The following is a 17300-nucleotide window of genomic DNA, read 5'->3' on the forward strand; positions in this document are numbered from 1 at the left end:
CTACTTATGAGGCTAGGCTTATGACTGAATGGATGTTGTGAAAGCATTCACAGATAACCAGATAAAAAGTATGGAATTACAGCGACCGCAAGAATAGATAAGATGCGAATAGAAACTATTTTTGTAATAAGAACGCATTAATTGTGTTATGCAAAAAAAGACGGTTGCGAAAAAACGCGCAGCCGTTTGGCACGGCGTCAGTCGTTCCGGGAATACTGATGTTTTTATTCGGCGGCATCGCACAGGGGATCGGCGCGTTTATGCAGAAATCTCTTTTCAAATAAATAATGAGTCACCAAACCTTACGTAAATAACGCTTTTTTGTGTGGCAGTAAATTCTGTTATTGTTCCTTGCCAGCGGAATAACGGCGGTGTAATAATTCATAAAAATACGCCACGGAATAAATAACTTATGGATGATATTATTCAACTTGAATCCTATATGCGCCACGCCATTCGTGAAGCAGAAGAAAGTCTGCGTGAAGGAAATAAAGGTTTTGGCGCAGTCATCATCAAGGATGGGGAAATCATTGCCTCTGCGCATGATGGTGAGGAAACAGAATCAGACCCGACATCGCACGCGGAAATTAATGCCATTAAACTCGCCGGGAAAAAGATCGGCAAAGATTTATCCGGTTGTCTTCTTCTCTCAACCAGTGAACCTTGTCCGATGTGTGCCTTCGCCATTGCGTGGTCAGGTATCAAAGAGATAGCCTTTGGATACTCTATTCAGGATGCGCTGGCCCAGGGGCGGCGGCGGATTTTATTCCTCTGTACTGAAGCGTTTGATAAAGCAGGAATGGATATTACCGTACATAAAGGTATTCTTCAGCGAGAATGCGCAACTCTTTATCGCGCGGATGTTCGAAATGAAATCAATAGACTACGTTCGGCGACCGATGACGATCTTAGGGCGCTGAATGCCGATTCCATTGCGCGTCGAACGGCCTGGTTCTGTGAGAATAGCGCGATACTGCGTGCTGAACACAGCAATCTGTTAGAAGCGGCCCATCGCTTGCTGGTAAGTCGATTTCACACCACAGTTGATGAAATGCCTGTGGTGGCGAGAAGTGAAAAACAGATCACGTTCCATTCCATGAATTTCTGTCCAACGCTGGAGGCGTGCAAAATATTACGTCTGGATACACGGCACGTGTGTAAACTCCTGAATGAAGATTCCACAAACAGGCTGGTCAAAAATATTGACCGCAGACTTCGCTTCTCGCGGAATTACGCGAATCTGCGTCCCTATACGCCTTTTTGCGAAGAATTTATCTCACTTGAAGATTGATATTTCAGGAGAAATTGTCCGTAAAATAAAAAACCTCATCACGGAAACGCGATATCCCTCGCAGGATTGACTCGTTGGACGGTGACGCCCGCCATACTGGCGGGCGTCGTCTGGTTTAGCGTTTCACTCCGATGTATATTTTTCGGGTTGCGTAGAACGCGTCGGGACTCATCCAAAACTCATGAGTCGTCTCATGAATTTTGCGATTTTTTAGCTCACGCAGCGTAATGCCGCGAATCTTCCCTTCTGCAATCCGTCGCGCGACCTCCCCCGTACTGAGTCGTAACTGCTTTTTCATCACCGACAACAGACTGACCTGAAAGGCGGTCGTTAAGCGGATAGTGACCTTCACCTGTTGATGCCGGGCAAGCGCCATCCGCCACTGTTCGCGAACAGCAAACTCCGGGCTACCGGAAAGCTCAGCATTATTTCGCTTCAAAACCTGGCGATCGTGAGCGAAAAGCAGGATCGCGCTTGCGTCATTGCCAACGATCCGCGCAAAAAGATCGCGGTCAATACGGCTGACAGGGAGTCGAGAGAACAGATTGATATTCCAGGTATAATCGCAATGAAGGCACTTATAGATGCTCCAGACATCAAGCAGCTTCTTTTGCGAATTCATTCTGAAAGCCCCGGAAGGGATGAAATCGCGTTTGATATTGCAGGCAGGACAGCGCTTCGCAATGCGCTGATATCCCACGGGACTGACAGTCCATGTGACGTGCATGTTGACCCTTTTTTAACCCATACAAAAACGGATTCGTCCTGGACGAACCATGAATTTTGCTATGCGAAAAATATTTGAAGATATTTTTCAGTGGGTTAAGAAAAGATTTCCAGCACAACAATCCCTTGAGTTACCGATAGGCCAGCAAGACTAACAGACCCCTGGCCTCTCAATACATAAATCAAATCAATATTTGTGACACTACTATCAGGGTTATTTGATCTGGCATCGGATTCTTCTCGAAAAATAACCGTATATTCATTCATCAACCACAGGATACAAGGAGCGTGAAATGTCACAGCAAGAACAGTTTTGCCATGCCTGCGGAATGCCACTTTCCGCACCCGATGCCAAAGGGGCGAGCGATAAATACTGTGCCTATTGCAGCGATGCCGAAGGCAATCTGAAGCCCTGGGATGACGCCGTTTCCGGTCTGGCAGGATTTCTGGATTCCTGGCAAAAAGTGGGCCCTGAGGAGTCACGTAAGCGCGCAATCCGTTACCTGACATCCATGCCTGCCTGGGCACACAAAGCAGACGACTAAACCGCCGATGCCAACCCAACGGTCAGATGCCGTCGTGATCCTGCATGAAATCTACGGCATCAATGCGCATATACATCGCACCAGGGAAATGTGGCGGGCGCGTGGTTTCGACGTCTACGTTCCCGCACTTTTTCCGCATGACGCGCCGTACAGCTATGCTCAGCAGGATGAGGCGTATCGCTATTTTTCAATCCACGTTGGTTTTGATCCACAACCCATCTTAACGTTGCTTACCACACTGCGTGCGCAACATCGCAAATTGATTGTCATCGGCTACAGCACCGGGGCAACGCTCGCATGGCGGGTCGCAGGAAGCGGCTTGTGTGACGGGGTTATTTGTCATTATGGCTCTCGCATTCGCCAGTACAGCGATGAGTTACCGCACTGCCCTGCGCTGATGATCATGGCTCGCCATGAGCCGTCATTCGACCCTACGGCGCTACAACAGAAGCTGGAAACATTGCCCCTGGTGCAATGTCATATGTACGATGCACAGCACGGCTTTTGTGACGCAGACAGCCCCGGATACCTTGCGTGGCAGGCGCGCCATGCTGTCGCTGATGCCATCGCATTTGTTGACGCGGTCTGCGGATAGTCGACATCCTGCCTTTATAGCCAGCGGCGAACCTGTTTAGTGTAGTGCTCCCACTGTGCACCAAAACGCTTATGTAACTCGAACTCTTCAAAATCGATATGCAACCGGGCCACCGCCAGCATAAAGAGCGGCACGGCAATCATGCCAGGCAGACTGCCCATCCAGAGCGCAACGGCAAATTGCACACCGATCAGTCCAAGATAAATAGGATTTCGACTCCAGGCATAACATCCGTGCGTAACCAGCGTCGTTGTTTTATCCGCCTGTAGTGGATTGAGGGTAGTGCGACTCACATGCATGTGCCACGCGGTCGTCAGAATGATGCCAAGACTGACTGCAGCAATCGCCAGACTCAGCACCTGGGTGACCAGGCCAAAGGTAAAACGCGGATTTGCGGTCAAACAATCCCCGACCACAAAGATTAACAAAATGACCGGCGGCGGAAACCGACTTCTGAGCTTTGCGAGACGCACATTGATCTGTTTCATTTCTCTCCTTCTGCATCGCGACTAGTTTGAGACTTTACAGTTCCCTTCGAATAGTGCCTGATAAATTATCACTAAACGATGCTCAATACGGTCCGGTAATTCCTCTCTTTTCAAAAAGGCGATAATGATGGCCGGTTGGTTTGAATTGAGTAAGAGTACAAACGATCAATTCCGTTTTGTATTGAAAGCAGGTAATCATCAGATTATTGGCGTCAGCCAGATGTATGCCTCCGTGCAATCGCGTGATGCGGGCATCGCGCCAGTAAAAACAAACGGCAGTAGCAAAACGATAAAAGAGCAGATCGGATTTTGACGTAATTGGCCAGATCGGGAAATACCGATCTGGCCTCTAATATCAAAGAACCTTACTTAAAAATTCAGCCGTTCGCGGATTCGCTGGCGATGTAAAAAGCACGTCAGGCGATCCCTCTTCCTGGATAATACCGTGATCGATGAAGATGACCCGATCAGCCACTTCACGGGCGAACCCCATTTCGTGAGTGACAATCGCCATGGTCATGCCTTCATTGGCCAGATTCTTCATAACCTCCAGCACATCCCCCACTAACTCTGGATCCAGCGCCGAGGTTGGCTCATCGAACAACATGATCGAGGGGTTCATTGCCAGCGCGCGGGCAATCGCCACACGTTGCTGTTGACCGCCCGACAGGCGTGAAGGCCAGGCGTCGCGTTTATCGCTTAATCCGACCTTTTCCAGCAACATTTCTGCCCGGCTGGTCGCATCTCGACGCGAGAGCCCCAACAACATTTGCGGTGCCATCATCAGGTTGTCCAGCACCGTCATGTGCGGAAACAGATTAAAACGCTGGAACACCATCCCCACGCTTTCGCGCATTTTATTGAGATCGGTTTTGCGATCGTGAACGGCAAAACCATTCACCATCACTTCGCCTTCGGTGACTGTCTCAAGCGCATTCATACAGCGTAAAAAGGTGCTTTTCCCGGACCCTGACGGGCCAATGATGCACACCACTTCCTGCGGTTTGATATCACAGTCAATCCCGCGCAGAACGTGGTTGTCACCAAAATGTTTATGTAAATTTTTAATGTGGATCACTTTTACCAAACCTTTTTTCCAGACGGTTAACCAGCTGCGCCAGCAGGAAGGTGAGTACCCAGTACACCAGTGAAATGGTCAGGTAGGGTTCCCAGTAGGTGGCGTAAGCGCCTGAAACCGTACGCGCCGCGTAGGCCAAATCGGCAAGACCGATCGCCGAGGCGAGTGAGGAATCTTTGACAATCGCAATGGCGTTATTGCCCAGCGGTGGAAGAATACGGCGAAAAGCCTGAGGCAGAATGACTTTGCGCATGGTTTTCCACCACGGCATCCCCAGCGCTCGCGAGGCCTCCATCTGACCGGGGTCAATCGACTGGATCCCCGCGCGGAAGATCTCAGAAACATAAGCCCCGGCATTCAGCGTGATCGCCACAATACAGGATAAGAAAGCCCCGTAGCCCGAGCGCAATTCGCGGGCAAAATCGGCGCTCATCAGCCCGCTGGTGACCAGAATTCCGTCACGGGGATTGATGAACAGCGGTACCAGCGCAAAATGGACGACCATGATCTGAACAAACAGTGGCGTTCCGCGAAAGGCGCTGACGTAGAAACGAACGGGATATTGAACAAAATAGCGGAGTGCGTATTTCCAGAAACCGTGCTCGGCTTTCGCCATGCGGCCCAGCCCCAGCGTCAGCCCCCAGAGTGTGCCAAGACAGACACAGATGATGGTGCATTTTATGGTCATCCACGCGCCTTCCATAAATAATGGCGCATACTCCTGGATGATTTCCCAACGAAATCCCGTCATGGTTTTCCCCTGCAAAAAAGCTGACACAGACCGCGTGTCAGCCTAAAAAATAAATTAATAATGCAAATTACTCTGACGGAAGCGTCGGGACTTCACTGTCAAACCAGGTTTTATAAATTTTATCGTAGGTACCGTCAGCGATGATTTTCTTCAATCCCGCGTTAATCTTTTGCTGTAATTCGGTATTCCCTTTGGCGACCGCAATACCAAAATACTGGCGCTCAAACTTGGCATCCGGCACAAGCTTGAACTGTTTTTCCGGATGCTGCTTGATGTAGTATTTCACCACGCCAACATCGCCAACCGCCGCGCTGACGCCATCTTCAAACAATTCCTGCAGCATTAACGGCGTGTTGTCGAAACGCTTAATTGCGGTGCTGTTTTTCCCGAGAACGCCAGAAACCACAATGTCGCCGGTGCTGGAGTTAACGACGCCAACCTTTTCCGTTTTCAGCGAGTCCAGAGAACTCACTTTTGAATCAGCCGGAACGACAATGGACTGCTCCGCCGGGAAATAAGGAAGAGAAAAATCCACCATCTGCTTACGTTTATCCGTGATGGTGATCCCCGAGATAATGATGTCGCGATCCCCGGAACCCAGCGTCGCAAAGATACCTTCCCACGGCGTGTTGACCAGTTTGACATCAAAATTTTCTGCTTTAGCAATGGCTTTAATAATATCGATATCAAAGCCTTCCAGTTGTTTCTGGCTGTTTTCAAATTCAAATGGGCGATAGGTGCCACCCGCGCCGACCACGTAGGTTTCTTGTGCTGCAAAAGCGGCCCCGGTCAACGCCATCATCAAACATCCTGCTTTTATCCACTGACTGAACATTCCCTTCTCCTGTTATTTTTATGCACATTTACTGCATAAAAATACCCAAACTACTTTCCTTATGCAATCACAATCTGCTCCGCGGCTTACCTCGCCGAAACGCCGCTTAGCGTGTCGCTTTCACCGTCTTAACGCCTTCTTGCGCAATCGCGACAAACGCCCTGGCGGCGGCGCTTCGCCAGGCGCCTTTGCGCTGCAATAATACGACCGTGCGTTCGAGCAGTTGTGGCGTCAGTGAAATGGCCCGCAGATCGTTGCTTTGCAACGCGATAGGCGCAGGCAATAGCGTGGATAATCCCGTGCGCCGCACCAGTTCCAGCACCGCGCTGATGGAATTAACCTCCATGTGGATCTGCGGTTGCAGTCCAGCCTGACGACAGTAACGATCAATCTGTTCCCGGGTAGCAAACTCCGCGCTCAATAAAATCAACTTTTCATTATTGAGCACGCTTAAATCCACCGACGCCTGTGCCGCCAGCGGATGATGATTCGCCACAACCAGGGCCAGGTTTTCAGTCAGCAACGGCTGTGCATCGATATCCGCAGAGTGAATCTCATCAAAAGCAATGCCAACATCCAGTTTATCGTTGACCAGCCTCTCTTCGATTTTGTCCTGCGAGAGCTCCTGCAACTGTAAAGTCACATTAGGATAGCGGGTATAGAATTTGGCCAGTAACGGGCCGATAAACCAGGCGGTAAATGTAGGCGTCACCGCGACGCGCAGGGTCCCCCGGCTCAGATCCTCCACATCATGAATGGCACGTTTGCCCTCTTCCAGCGCCTGTAGCGCGCTACGCGCATAGCGCAGATAAACCTCTCCCGCATCGGTCAACCGGGTCAAACGCCCGCTACGATCGAACAACTGAACGCCCAGCGCCTCCTCCAGTTGCCTGATTTGCTGTGAAAGCGCCGGTTGCGAAACGTGCAGCGCCGCCGCTGCACGAGTGAATCCGTGATGTTCCGCGACGGCAAGAAAATAGTGAGTGTGTCGATCCAGCATCGCCATTACCTATAAGATTTTCCAATAGCCTCCATTATAAATGAGTCTTTTATCTTATGACATGAAGTGCGTAGCCTGTGTCCATCGCATAGCGAGACAGAGGATTATTCGTGAAAGAGATTATTGATGGCTTCCTGAAGTTTCAGCGCAAGGTCTTTCCTGAACGCGCGGAATTGTTCAGACGCCTTGCCACCCAGCAAAATCCCCGGGCGTTATTCATCTCCTGTTCGGACAGCCGCCTGGTTCCCGAACTGGTCACGCAGCGCGAGCCTGGCGATCTGTTCGTGATCCGCAACGCCGGAAATATTGTGCCGTCATACGGGCCGGAGCCCGGCGGGGTAACCGCCTCGGTGGAATACGCCGTCTCTGCGCTTCGCGTCAGCGACATTGTGATCTGCGGACACTCAGACTGCGGTGCGATGACCGCCATTGCCGGCTGTCACTGCCTGGATCATATGCCTGCCGTCAACCACTGGTTGCGTTATGCGGACTCCGCTCGCGTCGTTAACGAGTCACGAATGCACACCTCTTTGGCTGAGAAAACGGCCTCAATGGTGCGTGAAAACGTCATCGCGCAACTCGCCAACATCCAGACCCATCCCTCCGTGCGCCTCGCGCTCGAAGAGGGGCGCATCGCGCTACACGGCTGGGTTTACGACATCGAAAGTGCAGAGATTGCCGCTTACGACGGTGCCAGCAGACAGTTCGTCTCTTTGGCGAAAAACCCAGACACCTGCGCGATGCCTTACCGCCAGCCATCCGCAGCCTGAGCTATTTTTTAACGTATCAATGAGGATTCATCATGATTCAGTCGCAAATTAACCGTGATATTCGCCTGGTCCTGGCTGACCAGATCCTGCTGAGCAAAGCCAAAAAGGATCTCACATTTGCCCAGCTTGCGGACGGTACCGGCTTATCCGAAGCCTTTGTCACCGCCGCGCTGCTCGGTCAACATGCCCTCCCGGCCGATGCTGCGCGCCTCATCGGCGAGAAGCTGGCCCTCGACAGCGATGCAGTCCTGTTGTTACAGACCATTCCCCTGCGCGGCAGTATTGACGATCGCGTACCGACAGACCCGACGATGTACCGCTTCTATGAGATGTTGCAGGTTTACGGCACCACGCTAAAAGCGCTGGTCCACGAAAAATTTGGCGACGGCATTATCAGCGCCATAAATTTCAGGCTGGATGTAAAAAAAGTGGCGGATCCAGAAGGTGGCGAGCGCGCCGTGATTACTCTGGATGGTAAGTACTTGCCAACGAAGCCTTTTTAATCCATCAGAACGGTACGCGCAGGCGTATCGTTCTTCTTTTATTTGCTCACAGGAGTAAAGCATGTCTGCACATGATAACTATCTGCAACAGGCGTTGGCCCTGGCGGCCCGTAACGTTGAACAGGGTGGACGCCCGTTTGGCGCGGTCATTGTCCGCAACGGCGTCGCGATCGCCGAAGCCGTCAATACGCTGCACCTGGATGATGATCCCACCGGACATGCGGAACTCAATGCCATTCGGGCGATTGCTGCCCATTCAGGCAGTGCAGCGCTCCGCGAATGCGTGGTTTACGCCAGCGGACAACCGTGCCCAATGTGCCTTAGCGCGATGTATCTCACCGGGGTGAAAGAGGTCTGGTTCGCCAACAGCAATGGCGACGGCGAAACGTTCCGTCTTTCTACGGCTGCCATTTATCAGCAACTACAGCAGCCTCTCGAGCAGCAAACCCTGCCCGTTCATCATCTTCCGCAGCCTAACGGTCTGGCGGTGTATCAACGCTGGGCTGAAAAACAGTCATGAACAAAACTCCCCGCGTTGGCCTGATGCTGCTGGTTCTGGTGCTGATAGGCCTGAACATGCGTCCGCTGCTGACTTCTGTCGGCCCGCTTCTGCCACAGCTGCGCGCCGCCAGCGGCATGAGCTTTGCCGTGGCGTCGCTGCTCACGGCGCTACCGATGATCGCCATGGGCGCGTTGGCGCTGGCTGGCGGGTGGATCAATCGCCATATCAGCGAGCATATCAATGTCGCCTTGAGTTTGTTGATGGTGATGACCGGCGCGTTGCTTCGTGAACTGGCGCCGCACAGCGTTGTGCTGCTCAGCAGCGCTCTGCTGGGCGGCATTGGTATCGGGATCATTCAGGTGGTGATGCCCACGGTGATTAAGCGTCTTTTTCATCGCCGCATGCCGCAGGTGATGGGACTCTGGTCGGCCGCATTGATGGGGGGCGGGGGACTCGGGGCGGCGCTGACGCCGTGGATCGCGCAACACAGTGAACTCTGGCATCGCTCGCTGGCATGGTGGGCCTTGCCCGCGCTGATTGCTCTGGTTGGCTGGCTAGCACAACGCCGCTCCGCAGAGATGCCGATCACTCACCCGAAAGGTACCGCCGTGCGCGTCGTCCTCAACCCGCGAGCCTGGACGCTGGGGCTTTATTTTGGCGTGATCAATGGCGGTTACGGCAGTCTGATTGCCTGGCTGCCGCCGTACTATATTCAACTAGGCAAAAGTGCACAGTTCAGCGGTACGCTGCTGGCGCTGATGACCGTCGGTCAAACGGCGGGAGCGCTCATATTGCCTATGCTCGCGCATCATCAGGATCGCCGTAAATTGCTGCTTTTCACGCTGGCACTACAGATGCTCGGCTTTTGTGGTTTTATCCTCTGGCCTGCGCAATTGCCGATTCTCTGGGCGGTGGTGTGCGGTATCGGCCTGGGCGGCGCGTTTCCTTTATGTCTGGTGCTGGCGCTCGACCATGCCCGACATCCGGTAATCTCCGGTAAATTAGTCGCTTTCATGCAGGGGATTGGTTTTATTATTGCTGGCCTCTCTCCCTGGCTCTCTGGTCTCTTGCGCAGTCTGAGCGGCAATTACTGGCTTGACTGGACGTTCCATGCCCTCTGTATCGCCGGACTGATGGCGCTCACAGTGCGTTTCGTTCCCACACGCTATCCACAGGAGTGGTCAGTCGCCGAGTAAGGCGCGAACGGAAGAACAGAGGATTAACCGGGTCGTTTCGGGGGGCTGACAACGAAAGTGCCAGTTGGCTGGCACTTTCCCACAGGACGCGACAACCCAATATAAAAATGGCAATCATCAATAATAATGATTTATTGCCGTGCAAATTAACGCTTACCGTAACCCACCATAAAACGAATGATCAGGCCGCAGGCAGGTGAAAGAAAAAGAAACAATCCTGTGACCATTTCATCACCCGCAGTCAACCACATCGTGGTGTAGTATATCAGCACTGCCAGAACGACCATGCCAAGAAGCGCGCTAATGGCTGATATCCAACCTAAAACCTGCGCGATATACCCGCTGACACCCAGCATACTCGCGAGCAGAAAGGCTAAAAAAAAGATCATCGCTGTACCTCCTTTTTGCGTGAACTCCAAACCTAAATCCTTACTCTCCTTATACTTTTCATCATAAACTAAAGCGCCACCACCAGCAAATTTCACAACTTTTTTATAACAAGTCTAATTATACGAATATTCCGCATTGTGCTTTTCTAACCTTATTAAAAACAAATAATTAAAAAACACGCCATTATTCTTTATACGCCATGCAAATATTTACGCTTCTTGATTAATTATTTGTGGCTGACATTAATCCCCTGATGGTACATTATACGTCCAGCATTCATGCCCCTCGTGGTTTTATCCTGACGCAGTTTTACACTCTTAGCAGGAACCATTGTCGTACATGATGGCCTAAGACATTGAGTGTACCGCGTTGGAGAATTCATCTTCTGCGATACAAAAATGGGTATCTATAGAAGGTGTTTATGTTCCCAACATGCAAATTTTCCCGCGCGTTTCTGCATCCGCGTTACTGGCTCACCTGGTTTGGCCTCGGTGTGCTTTGGTTATTGGTGCAACTGCCCTACCCTGTTCTGTGCTTTCTCGGCACCCGGACGGGCACACTGGCGCGCCCCTTACTGAAACGTCGCGAGTCTATTGCCCGCAAAAATCTTGAGCTCTGCTTCCCGTCTTATTCTCCGGAACAGAGAGAAAAGATGATTGAAGAGAATTTCCGTTCTCTCGGGATGGCGCTGCTGGAAACCGGTATGGCCTGGTTCTGGCCTGACCGTCGCGTGCGTAAATGGTTTGATGTTGAGGGACTGGAAAACCTACAGCGCGCGCAGGCGCAAAACCGCGGCGTGATGGTCGTTGGCGTTCACTTTATGTCACTGGAACTGGGTGGCCGGGTAATGGGGCTTTGCCAGCCGATGATGGCAACCTATCGTCCACACAACAATCCGCTGATGGAATGGGTACAGACCCGCGGACGGATGCGTTCGAATAAAGCGATGATCGGCAGAAACAATCTGCGCGGTATCGTCGGTGCCCTGAAAAAAGGGGAAGCCGTCTGGTTTGCCCCCGACCAGGATTACGGCCCGAAAGGCAGTTCTTTCGCGCCGTTCTTCGCCGTTAAAAACGTAGCGACCACTAATGGTACCTATGTGTTGTCGCGCCTGTCAGGTTCCGCGATGCTCACCGTAACGATGGTCAGAAAAGCCGGTAATTGCGGCTACCGTCTGTATATCTCACCAGAGATGCAAGGCTACCCGGCGGATGAAAATCAGGCTGCTGCCTATATGAACAAGATTATCGAGAAAGAGATCATGCGCGCACCCGAACAGTATCTCTGGATCCATCGCCGCTTTAAAACCCGTCCAATGGGTGAAACCTCACTCTACATTTAAAAAAGGCCGCAAGGCCTTTTTTATTGCCTGTCACTCGCCAATAACCTTGATTATGTTATGGTTTTTATCCTCGTTTTTCAGGTCGTCAATCGCGTCGCTCAAATGTGATTTATTACCCTCTGCAATTATACTGTCGCCGAATCACGACAGTTGTAAGTTACTAAAAGTAAATAAAAAAATCCCTCTTGTCTCGCCTCATTTTTAGGCGTACATTAGCGCCGTCTGGAGCAATCAACGCACAGAATTCTGAGGTGGTGCCGTAAACGAAATGAGGAATATTCTGGGTTTCGTTTTTACCGGTATCAGCTCTCTATAATCAGATGAGATGAAATTCATTCAGGCGTATCAGTTATTGCGCGGAGAGATGAAAGTGAAATATTTCTTTATGGGCATTTCTTTTATGGTCATCGTTTGGGCCGGTACGTTTGCTCTGATGATCTAAAGACAACAATGCAGCAAAAAAACAGGAGCCGATGGCTCCTGTTTGCGTTTGGAAGGACTGGGTTTTACTCAAGTGTCTCAGAGGGTGATTTCGTCCCGGCTGGCAGCAAGCCATCGGCGCGGAACATTGATTTAATCCCTCTGATCGCCTGACGAATGCGATCGCGGTTCTCAATCAGCGCGAAGCGGACATGGGTATCGCCGTAATCACCAAAACCAATGCCTGGCGATACACATACTTTGGCGTCGTTCAGTAGTTTCTTCGCGAAGTCCAGCGACCCCATGCCGGCATACTGTTCCGGGATCTTCGCCCATACGTACATCGAAGCCTTCGGCATTTCGACCATCCATCCGGCCTCATGCAGGCCTTTCACCAGCACGTCACGGCGACGCTTATACTGCTCGGCGATATCCCGTACGCACTGCTGATCGCCTTCCAGCGCCGCAATCGCCGCAACCTGCAACGGGGTAAACGTCCCGTAATCGTGATAGCTCTTAATCCGCGCCAGCGCGTTGACCAGCGTTTTGTTACCGACCATAAAGCCAATACGCCAGCCGGCCATGTTGTAGCTTTTCGACAGGGTGAAAAATTCCACCGCCACGTCGCGAGCGCCAGGCACCTGCATGATGGACGGCGCTTTCCAGCCGTCGTAAACGATGTCGGCATAAGCCAGATCGTGCACCACCAGCACATCGTAACGCTTCGCCAGCGCGACCACTTTCTCAAAAAATTCTAACTCAACGCATTGTGCCGTCGGGTTAGACGGGAAGCCCAGGATCATCATCTTCGGCTTTGGATAACTTTCGCGAATCGCACGTTCCAGCTCGTTGAAGAAATCGATACCTTCCACCAGCGGAACAGAACGGACCTGCGCGCCGGCGATCACCGCACCGTAAATATGAATGGGATAACTGGGGTTCGGCACCAGCACCGTATCACCGTGATCGAGCGTGGCCAGCATCAGATGCGCCAGCCCCTCTTTTGAGCCGATGGTGACAATCGCTTCGGATTCCGGGTCGATATCGACATCATAACGTTCCTGATACCACCGGGAGATGGCCCGACGCAGACGCGGAATACCGCGAGAAGTTGAATAACCGTGCGTATCCGGGCGCTGCGCCACGGTACACAGTTTTTCGACGATATGAGGCGGCGTCGCGCCGTCCGGGTTCCCCATGCTGAAGTCGATAATATCTTCGCCGCGCCGACGCGCAGCCATCTTCAGTTCAGCGGTGATGTTAAAAACGTAAGGGGGAAGACGATCAATACGCGTAAAGCGACGTTCAGGGCGAGAGTCAGCCATAATTTCCTCAGATTCACGTTAGCGCCCGGACCGTCCGAGCGACGCTGCCACGATGGTGGCATGTTTAGAAAATAGCCTGATTAAAATCCTTCTGTCGAGAGGGAAAGGAAAATATTTTTTCGTTCACCAAAAGAGGAATAACAATTTTAAAAGGGGAAATAACAGGTTTTCGACACCGCTCAATATTACCTTCCAATAACATTTTGTTGCCATGATGATAACTATGAAAGCGGGCATTTTATGAGATGTATTGTAAATACACCAATCAACCATCAATCCCCTTTTAAAATTATGGTTTTTCCTCATTAGCCGCAAGATCTCAGCAGGCTGGTCATCCCCTCTGAGGTTACCTATCATAGGGCTTTAATCCTTTGGCAAGAGTCCCCCCGTGCACGAAATATTTACCATGCTGCTGGCCGTGTTTGACCGCGCAGCGCTGATGCTATTTTGCCTGTTCTTTCTCATCCGCATCCGCCTGTTTCGCGAGCTGCTGCATAAGTCTGCCCATACGCCAAAGGAATTGCTTGCTGTCACCGCGATTTTTTCGATGTTCGCGTTGTTCAGTACCTGGTCTGGTGTACCGGTAGAAGGATCGCTGGTGAACGTGCGGATCATTGCCGTAATGTCCGGCGGCATCCTGTTTGGTCCGTGGGTCGGCATTATTACGGGGGTGATCGCAGGAACGCACCGTTACCTGATCGACATTGGCGGCGTGACGGCAATCCCCTGCTTTATTACCAGCATTCTGGCGGGCTGCCTCGCGGGCTGGATTAACCGCAGGATCCCCAAAGCCCAACACTGGCGCGCCGGGATTTTAGGCGGCATGCTTTGCGAAACGCTGACGATGATCCTGGTGGTCCTCTGGGCGCCAACCACTGAACTGGGGCTGGATATTGTCTCGAAAATCGGTATTCCGATGATCCTCGGTAGCGTCTGTATCGGGTTTATCGTGCTGCTGGTTCAGAGCGTTGAGGGGGAAAAAGAAGCGAGCGCCGCGCGGCAAGCCAAGCTGGCGCTGGATATCGCCAATAAAACCCTGCCCCTGTTTCGCAAGGTCAACAGCGAATCGCTGCGCCAGATCTGCGACATCATTCGTCACGATATCCACGCCGATGCGGTCGCCATTACCAATACCCAGCATGTGCTGGCCTACGTCGGCGTCGGGGAAGCAAATTACCGCAACCACGATGACTTCGTCAGTCCGACCACTCAGCAGGCGATCAATCACGGTGAAATCATCATTAAAAACAATGATGAAGCGCACCGCACCCCGGAGATCCACTCCATGCTGGTCATTCCATTATGGGAAAAAGGTGTGGTGACCGGTACGCTAAAAATTTACTACTGTCACGCCCATCAAATCACCTCATCATTGCAGGAGATGGCGGTGGGTCTGTCGCAAATTATCTCAACCCAGCTCGAAGTCTCCCGCACCGAGCAATTGCGGGAAATGGCAAATAAGGCAGAGCTACGTGCGCTGCAAAGCAAAATTAATCCTCATTTCCTGTTTAACGCCCTGAACGCGATTTCGTCATCGATTCGACTTAATCCGGACACTGCCCGTCAGCTCATTTTTAATTTGTCGCGTTATCTGCGCTATAACATTGAGTTAAAGGACGACGAACAGATCGACATCAAAAAAGAGCTGTATCAAATCAAGGATTACATTGCCATTGAACAGGCCCGTTTTGGCGACAAGCTGACCGTGATTTATGATATTGATGAAGAGGTCAACTGCTCCATTCCCAGCCTGTTGATACAACCGTTAGTGGAGAACGCCATCGTCCACGGCATTCAGCCCTGCAAAGGGAAAGGCGTGGTAACGATTAGCGTCGCCGAGTGCGGCAACCGGGTGCGCATTGCGGTAAGGGACACCGGCCACGGTATCGATCCGAAAGTGATCGAGCGCGTGGAGTCCAACGAAATGCCGGGCAATAAAATTGGCCTGCTTAATGTCCATCATCGCGTTAAGCTGCTATTTGGTGAAGGCCTGCATATACGCCGCCTGGAACCAGGCACCGAAATCGCCTTTTATGTCCCCAACCAGCGTTCGGCAACGGCTACGCCCGCCACGTTATTGCTTTAAGCCGGAGTAACACTGTGAAAGTCATCATCGTTGAAGATGAATTCCTCGCCCAACAGGAACTCAGTTGGCTGATTAAAGAACATAGCCAGATGGAGATTGTCGGGACGTTTGACGACGGTCTGGATGTGCTGAAGTTTTTGCAGCATCAGCGCGTTGACGCCATTTTTCTTGATATCAATATTCCGTCTCTGGACGGCGTTCTGCTGGCGCAAAATATCAGCCAGTTCGCCCATAAGCCGTTTATTGTGTTTATTACCGCGTGGAAAGAACATGCGGTTGAAGCGTTCGAACTGGAAGCGTTTGACTATATTCTCAAGCCGTATCAGGAATCGCGAATTGTCGGAATGCTGCAAAAACTGGAGGCGGCCTGGCAGCAGCAACAGTCTGGCGCTGCTGGGGTTGGGTCCGTGGCGCGTGAAAATGACACCATCAATCTAATTAAAGATGAGCGGATCATCGTTACCCCGATCAACGATATCTATTATGCCGAAGCGCATGAGAAAATGACGTTTGTTTATACGCGGCGGGAATCGTACGTGATGCCCATCAACATCACCGAGTTCTGCAACAAACTGCCGCCTTCGCATTTTTTCCGCTGTCACCGCTCGTTCTGCGTCAACCTGAACAAGATTCGCGAGATCGAGCCGTGGTTCAACAATACCTATATTCTGCGGCTCAAGGATCTGGAATTTGAAATTCCCGTAAGCCGCAGTAAGGTGAAAGAATTCCGCCAGTTAATGCATCTGTAGTCGGCTGAACTGTGCTGCTGCGCGGAAGCACAAAAAATCAAACTTTGAGCATTTTAACCGTGGACTCGATATCAATCTCATCTTCCGAGAAGATTAATGTCGTGCCCTGGAAAGTGGTGATCGCCAGTTTTTTTACCGTGCGCATTTCACCCGGTGTCGCCGTAGTTTTCGGTCGGATGTTGCTCATCAGTAGCCCGACAGAGAGCACTGCATTTTCTTTATCAATCGGCGTGTCGGCCGGGATCTCTTCACTGAATACCACGAAGGACTTAATCGAGGTGAGCTTAAGACGCTCGCCCGCGATATAGATATATTTGCTGTCCGGCACGACCTTCACCGCATACGCAGAAAGACCTTTGTTGTTGGTGGTGGGCTCAAAGGTTACCGCCGCATCTTTCTTGAGAAGCTCAGGGTTGGCAACCTTAATCACATGAAAATAGCGATTATCGCCGTTCTCATCTTTGATAAATCCAAAACCTTTATCTTTAAACCACGTTGTGATTGTTCCGTTCATCGCCATTACCGTCTGGTTAATCCACTCAATTTTTTGCAGCGCGCAGTGTAAAGCACATTGCCTGCGCAGGCCACGTCTTTGGCTTAAGTCTGGATGATTAATTTTAGCGACGCGAGAGAAAGTAAAGCCGCCGTCATTCGCCGGTCGGCTGAAAATGGGTTATCATCCGCACCCACTTTCCCGTCGGGCAGCCT

The 17300-nt window shown here is 51.5% G+C and carries 21 protein-coding genes; 12 read left to right on the forward strand and 9 right to left on the reverse strand.

The genetic code is table 11. From position 1 onward, the window contains the following. Positions 1–412: 412 nt before the first annotated feature. On the forward strand, positions 413–1291 hold the full coding sequence (locus HVX64_RS16105) for a nucleoside deaminase (RefSeq protein ID WP_044258443.1): 879 nt from the start codon (positions 413–415) through the stop codon (positions 1289–1291). A 115-nt stretch (positions 1292–1406) separates the two neighbouring features. On the opposite strand, the gene HVX64_RS16110 is transcribed toward HVX64_RS16105, so the two are convergent. Beyond that, positions 1407–2018 carry a DUF1062 domain-containing protein gene (locus HVX64_RS16110; protein WP_044258428.1) on the reverse strand — a complete coding sequence of 204 codons (612 nt, stop codon included), beginning with the start codon at positions 2016–2018 and terminating at the stop codon, positions 1407–1409. Positions 2019–2310: 292 nt separating this feature from the next. Here HVX64_RS16110 and HVX64_RS16115 point away from each other — a divergent pair, with 292 nt between their 5' ends. Further along, positions 2311–2562: a zinc ribbon domain-containing protein gene (locus HVX64_RS16115; RefSeq protein ID WP_042999953.1), complete on the forward strand. Its 252-nt coding sequence runs from the start codon at positions 2311–2313 to the stop codon at positions 2560–2562. Positions 2563–2569: 7 nt separating this feature from the next. Then, positions 2570–3157 (forward strand): dienelactone hydrolase family protein, encoded by a 588-nt coding sequence (locus tag HVX64_RS16120; RefSeq protein WP_044258427.1) that lies wholly within the window; start codon positions 2570–2572, stop codon positions 3155–3157. Between the two features lie 14 nt (positions 3158–3171). On the opposite strand, the gene HVX64_RS16125 is transcribed toward HVX64_RS16120, so the two are convergent. Then, positions 3172–3645 carry an isoprenylcysteine carboxylmethyltransferase family protein gene (locus HVX64_RS16125; RefSeq protein WP_042999951.1) on the reverse strand — a complete coding sequence of 158 codons (474 nt, stop codon included), beginning with the start codon at positions 3643–3645 and terminating at the stop codon, positions 3172–3174. Positions 3646–3772: 127 nt separating this feature from the next. Here HVX64_RS16125 and HVX64_RS16130 point away from each other — a divergent pair, with 127 nt between their 5' ends. Beyond that, positions 3773–3958: a YegP family protein gene (locus HVX64_RS16130; RefSeq protein ID WP_052443928.1), complete on the forward strand. Its 186-nt coding sequence runs from the start codon at positions 3773–3775 to the stop codon at positions 3956–3958. A gap of 42 nt (positions 3959–4000) precedes the next feature. Here the strand turns inward: HVX64_RS16130 and HVX64_RS16135 are convergent, their stop codons facing one another. The 4 genes from HVX64_RS16135 to cynR form a co-directional block, all read right to left on the reverse strand. Then, complete coding sequence (locus tag HVX64_RS16135; protein ID WP_043001868.1) at positions 4001–4723, reverse strand: amino acid ABC transporter ATP-binding protein; 723 nt, start codon at positions 4721–4723, stop codon at positions 4001–4003. After that, positions 4710–5474: an amino acid ABC transporter permease gene (locus tag HVX64_RS16140; protein WP_042999949.1), complete on the reverse strand. Its 765-nt coding sequence runs from the start codon at positions 5472–5474 to the stop codon at positions 4710–4712. The genes HVX64_RS16135 and HVX64_RS16140 overlap by 14 nt, the downstream gene beginning before the upstream one ends. A 67-nt stretch (positions 5475–5541) precedes the next feature. Then, complete coding sequence (locus HVX64_RS16145) at positions 5542–6309, reverse strand: basic amino acid ABC transporter substrate-binding protein (protein ID WP_042317722.1); 768 nt, start codon at positions 6307–6309, stop codon at positions 5542–5544. Between the two features lie 106 nt (positions 6310–6415). Further along, positions 6416–7309, reverse strand: coding sequence for a transcriptional regulator CynR (cynR, locus tag HVX64_RS16150; RefSeq protein ID WP_044258436.1), 894 nt, complete (start codon positions 7307–7309; stop codon positions 6416–6418). 110 nt (positions 7310–7419) lie between these two features. Between cynR and HVX64_RS16155 the strand changes: the two genes are divergently transcribed. The 4 genes from HVX64_RS16155 (at position 7420) to HVX64_RS16170 (ending at position 10280) form a co-directional block, all read left to right on the forward strand. Next, on the forward strand, positions 7420–8079 hold the full coding sequence (locus HVX64_RS16155) for a carbonic anhydrase (protein WP_042999948.1): 660 nt from the start codon (positions 7420–7422) through the stop codon (positions 8077–8079). Positions 8080–8111: 32 nt separating this feature from the next. Then, complete coding sequence (gene cynS / locus HVX64_RS16160) at positions 8112–8582, forward strand: cyanase (protein WP_044258425.1); 471 nt, start codon at positions 8112–8114, stop codon at positions 8580–8582. A 61-nt stretch (positions 8583–8643) separates the two neighbouring features. Continuing rightward, positions 8644–9102, forward strand: coding sequence for a nucleoside deaminase (locus HVX64_RS16165; RefSeq protein WP_042999946.1), 459 nt, complete (start codon positions 8644–8646; stop codon positions 9100–9102). Then, complete coding sequence (locus HVX64_RS16170) at positions 9099–10280, forward strand: cyanate transporter (RefSeq protein ID WP_044258424.1); 1182 nt, start codon at positions 9099–9101, stop codon at positions 10278–10280. Before HVX64_RS16165 ends, HVX64_RS16170 begins: the two co-directional genes overlap by 4 nt. Before the next feature lie 146 nt (positions 10281–10426). Here the strand turns inward: HVX64_RS16170 and HVX64_RS16175 are convergent, their stop codons facing one another. Further along, entirely contained in the window at positions 10427–10669 is a 243-nt protein-coding gene (locus HVX64_RS16175) for a DUF2545 family protein (RefSeq protein WP_042999944.1), read from the reverse strand. A gap of 422 nt (positions 10670–11091) precedes the next feature. Here HVX64_RS16175 and lpxP point away from each other — a divergent pair, with 422 nt between their 5' ends. Together lpxP and ypdK are read left to right on the forward strand one after the other, a co-directional pair. After that, positions 11092–12012 carry a kdo(2)-lipid IV(A) palmitoleoyltransferase gene (gene lpxP, locus HVX64_RS16180; protein ID WP_044258423.1) on the forward strand — a complete coding sequence of 307 codons (921 nt, stop codon included), beginning with the start codon at positions 11092–11094 and terminating at the stop codon, positions 12010–12012. A gap of 370 nt (positions 12013–12382) precedes the next feature. Continuing rightward, entirely contained in the window at positions 12383–12454 is a 72-nt protein-coding gene (gene ypdK / locus HVX64_RS16185) for a membrane protein YpdK (RefSeq protein WP_010723117.1), read from the forward strand. Positions 12455–12518: 64 nt separating this feature from the next. Here ypdK and alaC read toward each other — a convergent pair whose 3' ends face one another. Next, the gene (alaC, locus tag HVX64_RS16190; protein WP_042999942.1) at positions 12519–13757 is read right to left on the reverse strand and encodes an alanine transaminase; all 1239 of its coding nucleotides are present in this window, start codon (positions 13755–13757) and stop codon (positions 12519–12521) included. Between the two features lie 388 nt (positions 13758–14145). Between alaC and HVX64_RS16195 the strand changes: the two genes are divergently transcribed. Both HVX64_RS16195 and HVX64_RS16200 read left to right on the forward strand, forming a co-directional pair. Beyond that, on the forward strand, positions 14146–15843 hold the full coding sequence (locus tag HVX64_RS16195) for a sensor histidine kinase (protein WP_090049569.1): 1698 nt from the start codon (positions 14146–14148) through the stop codon (positions 15841–15843). A gap of 14 nt (positions 15844–15857) precedes the next feature. After that, positions 15858–16592 (forward strand): LytTR family DNA-binding domain-containing protein, encoded by a 735-nt coding sequence (locus HVX64_RS16200; RefSeq protein WP_044258417.1) that lies wholly within the window; start codon positions 15858–15860, stop codon positions 16590–16592. 37 nt (positions 16593–16629) lie between these two features. On the opposite strand, the gene HVX64_RS16205 is transcribed toward HVX64_RS16200, so the two are convergent. After that, the gene (locus HVX64_RS16205) at positions 16630–17112 is read right to left on the reverse strand and encodes a cold shock domain-containing protein (protein WP_042999939.1); all 483 of its coding nucleotides are present in this window, start codon (positions 17110–17112) and stop codon (positions 16630–16632) included. Between the last annotated feature and the right edge of the window lie 188 nt (positions 17113–17300).

Origin of the sequence: Citrobacter sp. RHB20-C16 (genome assembly GCF_013890155.1) — a bacterium.
In the GTDB taxonomy this organism is placed as follows: domain Bacteria; phylum Pseudomonadota; class Gammaproteobacteria; order Enterobacterales; family Enterobacteriaceae; genus Citrobacter_A; species Citrobacter_A amalonaticus.

Bases quoted from the DNA above. Each gene is read 5' to 3' on its own strand.
- HVX64_RS16175 (WP_042999944.1), bottom strand. From the start codon at position 10,669: ATGATCTTTTTTTTAGCCTTTCTGCTCGCGAGTATGCTGGGTGTCAGC.
- HVX64_RS16125 (WP_042999951.1), bottom strand. From the start codon at position 3,645: ATGAAACAGATCAATGTGCGTCTCGCAAAGCTCAGAAGTCGGTTTCCG.
- HVX64_RS16110 (WP_044258428.1), bottom strand. From the start codon at position 2,018: ATGCACGTCACATGGACTGTCAGTCCCGTGGGATATCAGCGCATTGCG.
- HVX64_RS16140 (WP_042999949.1), bottom strand. From the start codon at position 5,474: ATGACGGGATTTCGTTGGGAAATCATCCAGGAGTATGCGCCATTATTT.
- HVX64_RS16205 (WP_042999939.1), bottom strand. From the start codon at position 17,112: ATGGCGATGAACGGAACAATCACAACGTGGTTTAAAGATAAAGGTTTT.
- HVX64_RS16165 (WP_042999946.1), top strand. From the start codon at position 8,644: ATGTCTGCACATGATAACTATCTGCAACAGGCGTTGGCCCTGGCGGCC.
- HVX64_RS16115 (WP_042999953.1), top strand. From the start codon at position 2,311: ATGTCACAGCAAGAACAGTTTTGCCATGCCTGCGGAATGCCACTTTCC.
- lpxP (WP_044258423.1), top strand. From the start codon at position 11,092: ATGTTCCCAACATGCAAATTTTCCCGCGCGTTTCTGCATCCGCGTTAC.
- cynR (WP_044258436.1), bottom strand. From the start codon at position 7,309: ATGCTGGATCGACACACTCACTATTTTCTTGCCGTCGCGGAACATCAC.
- HVX64_RS16170 (WP_044258424.1), top strand. From the start codon at position 9,099: ATGAACAAAACTCCCCGCGTTGGCCTGATGCTGCTGGTTCTGGTGCTG.
- HVX64_RS16120 (WP_044258427.1), top strand. From the start codon at position 2,570: ATGCCAACCCAACGGTCAGATGCCGTCGTGATCCTGCATGAAATCTAC.
- HVX64_RS16145 (WP_042317722.1), bottom strand. From the start codon at position 6,309: ATGTTCAGTCAGTGGATAAAAGCAGGATGTTTGATGATGGCGTTGACC.
- cynS (WP_044258425.1), top strand. From the start codon at position 8,112: ATGATTCAGTCGCAAATTAACCGTGATATTCGCCTGGTCCTGGCTGAC.
- HVX64_RS16130 (WP_052443928.1), top strand. From the start codon at position 3,773: ATGGCCGGTTGGTTTGAATTGAGTAAGAGTACAAACGATCAATTCCGT.
- alaC (WP_042999942.1), bottom strand. From the start codon at position 13,757: ATGGCTGACTCTCGCCCTGAACGTCGCTTTACGCGTATTGATCGTCTT.
- HVX64_RS16105 (WP_044258443.1), top strand. From the start codon at position 413: ATGGATGATATTATTCAACTTGAATCCTATATGCGCCACGCCATTCGT.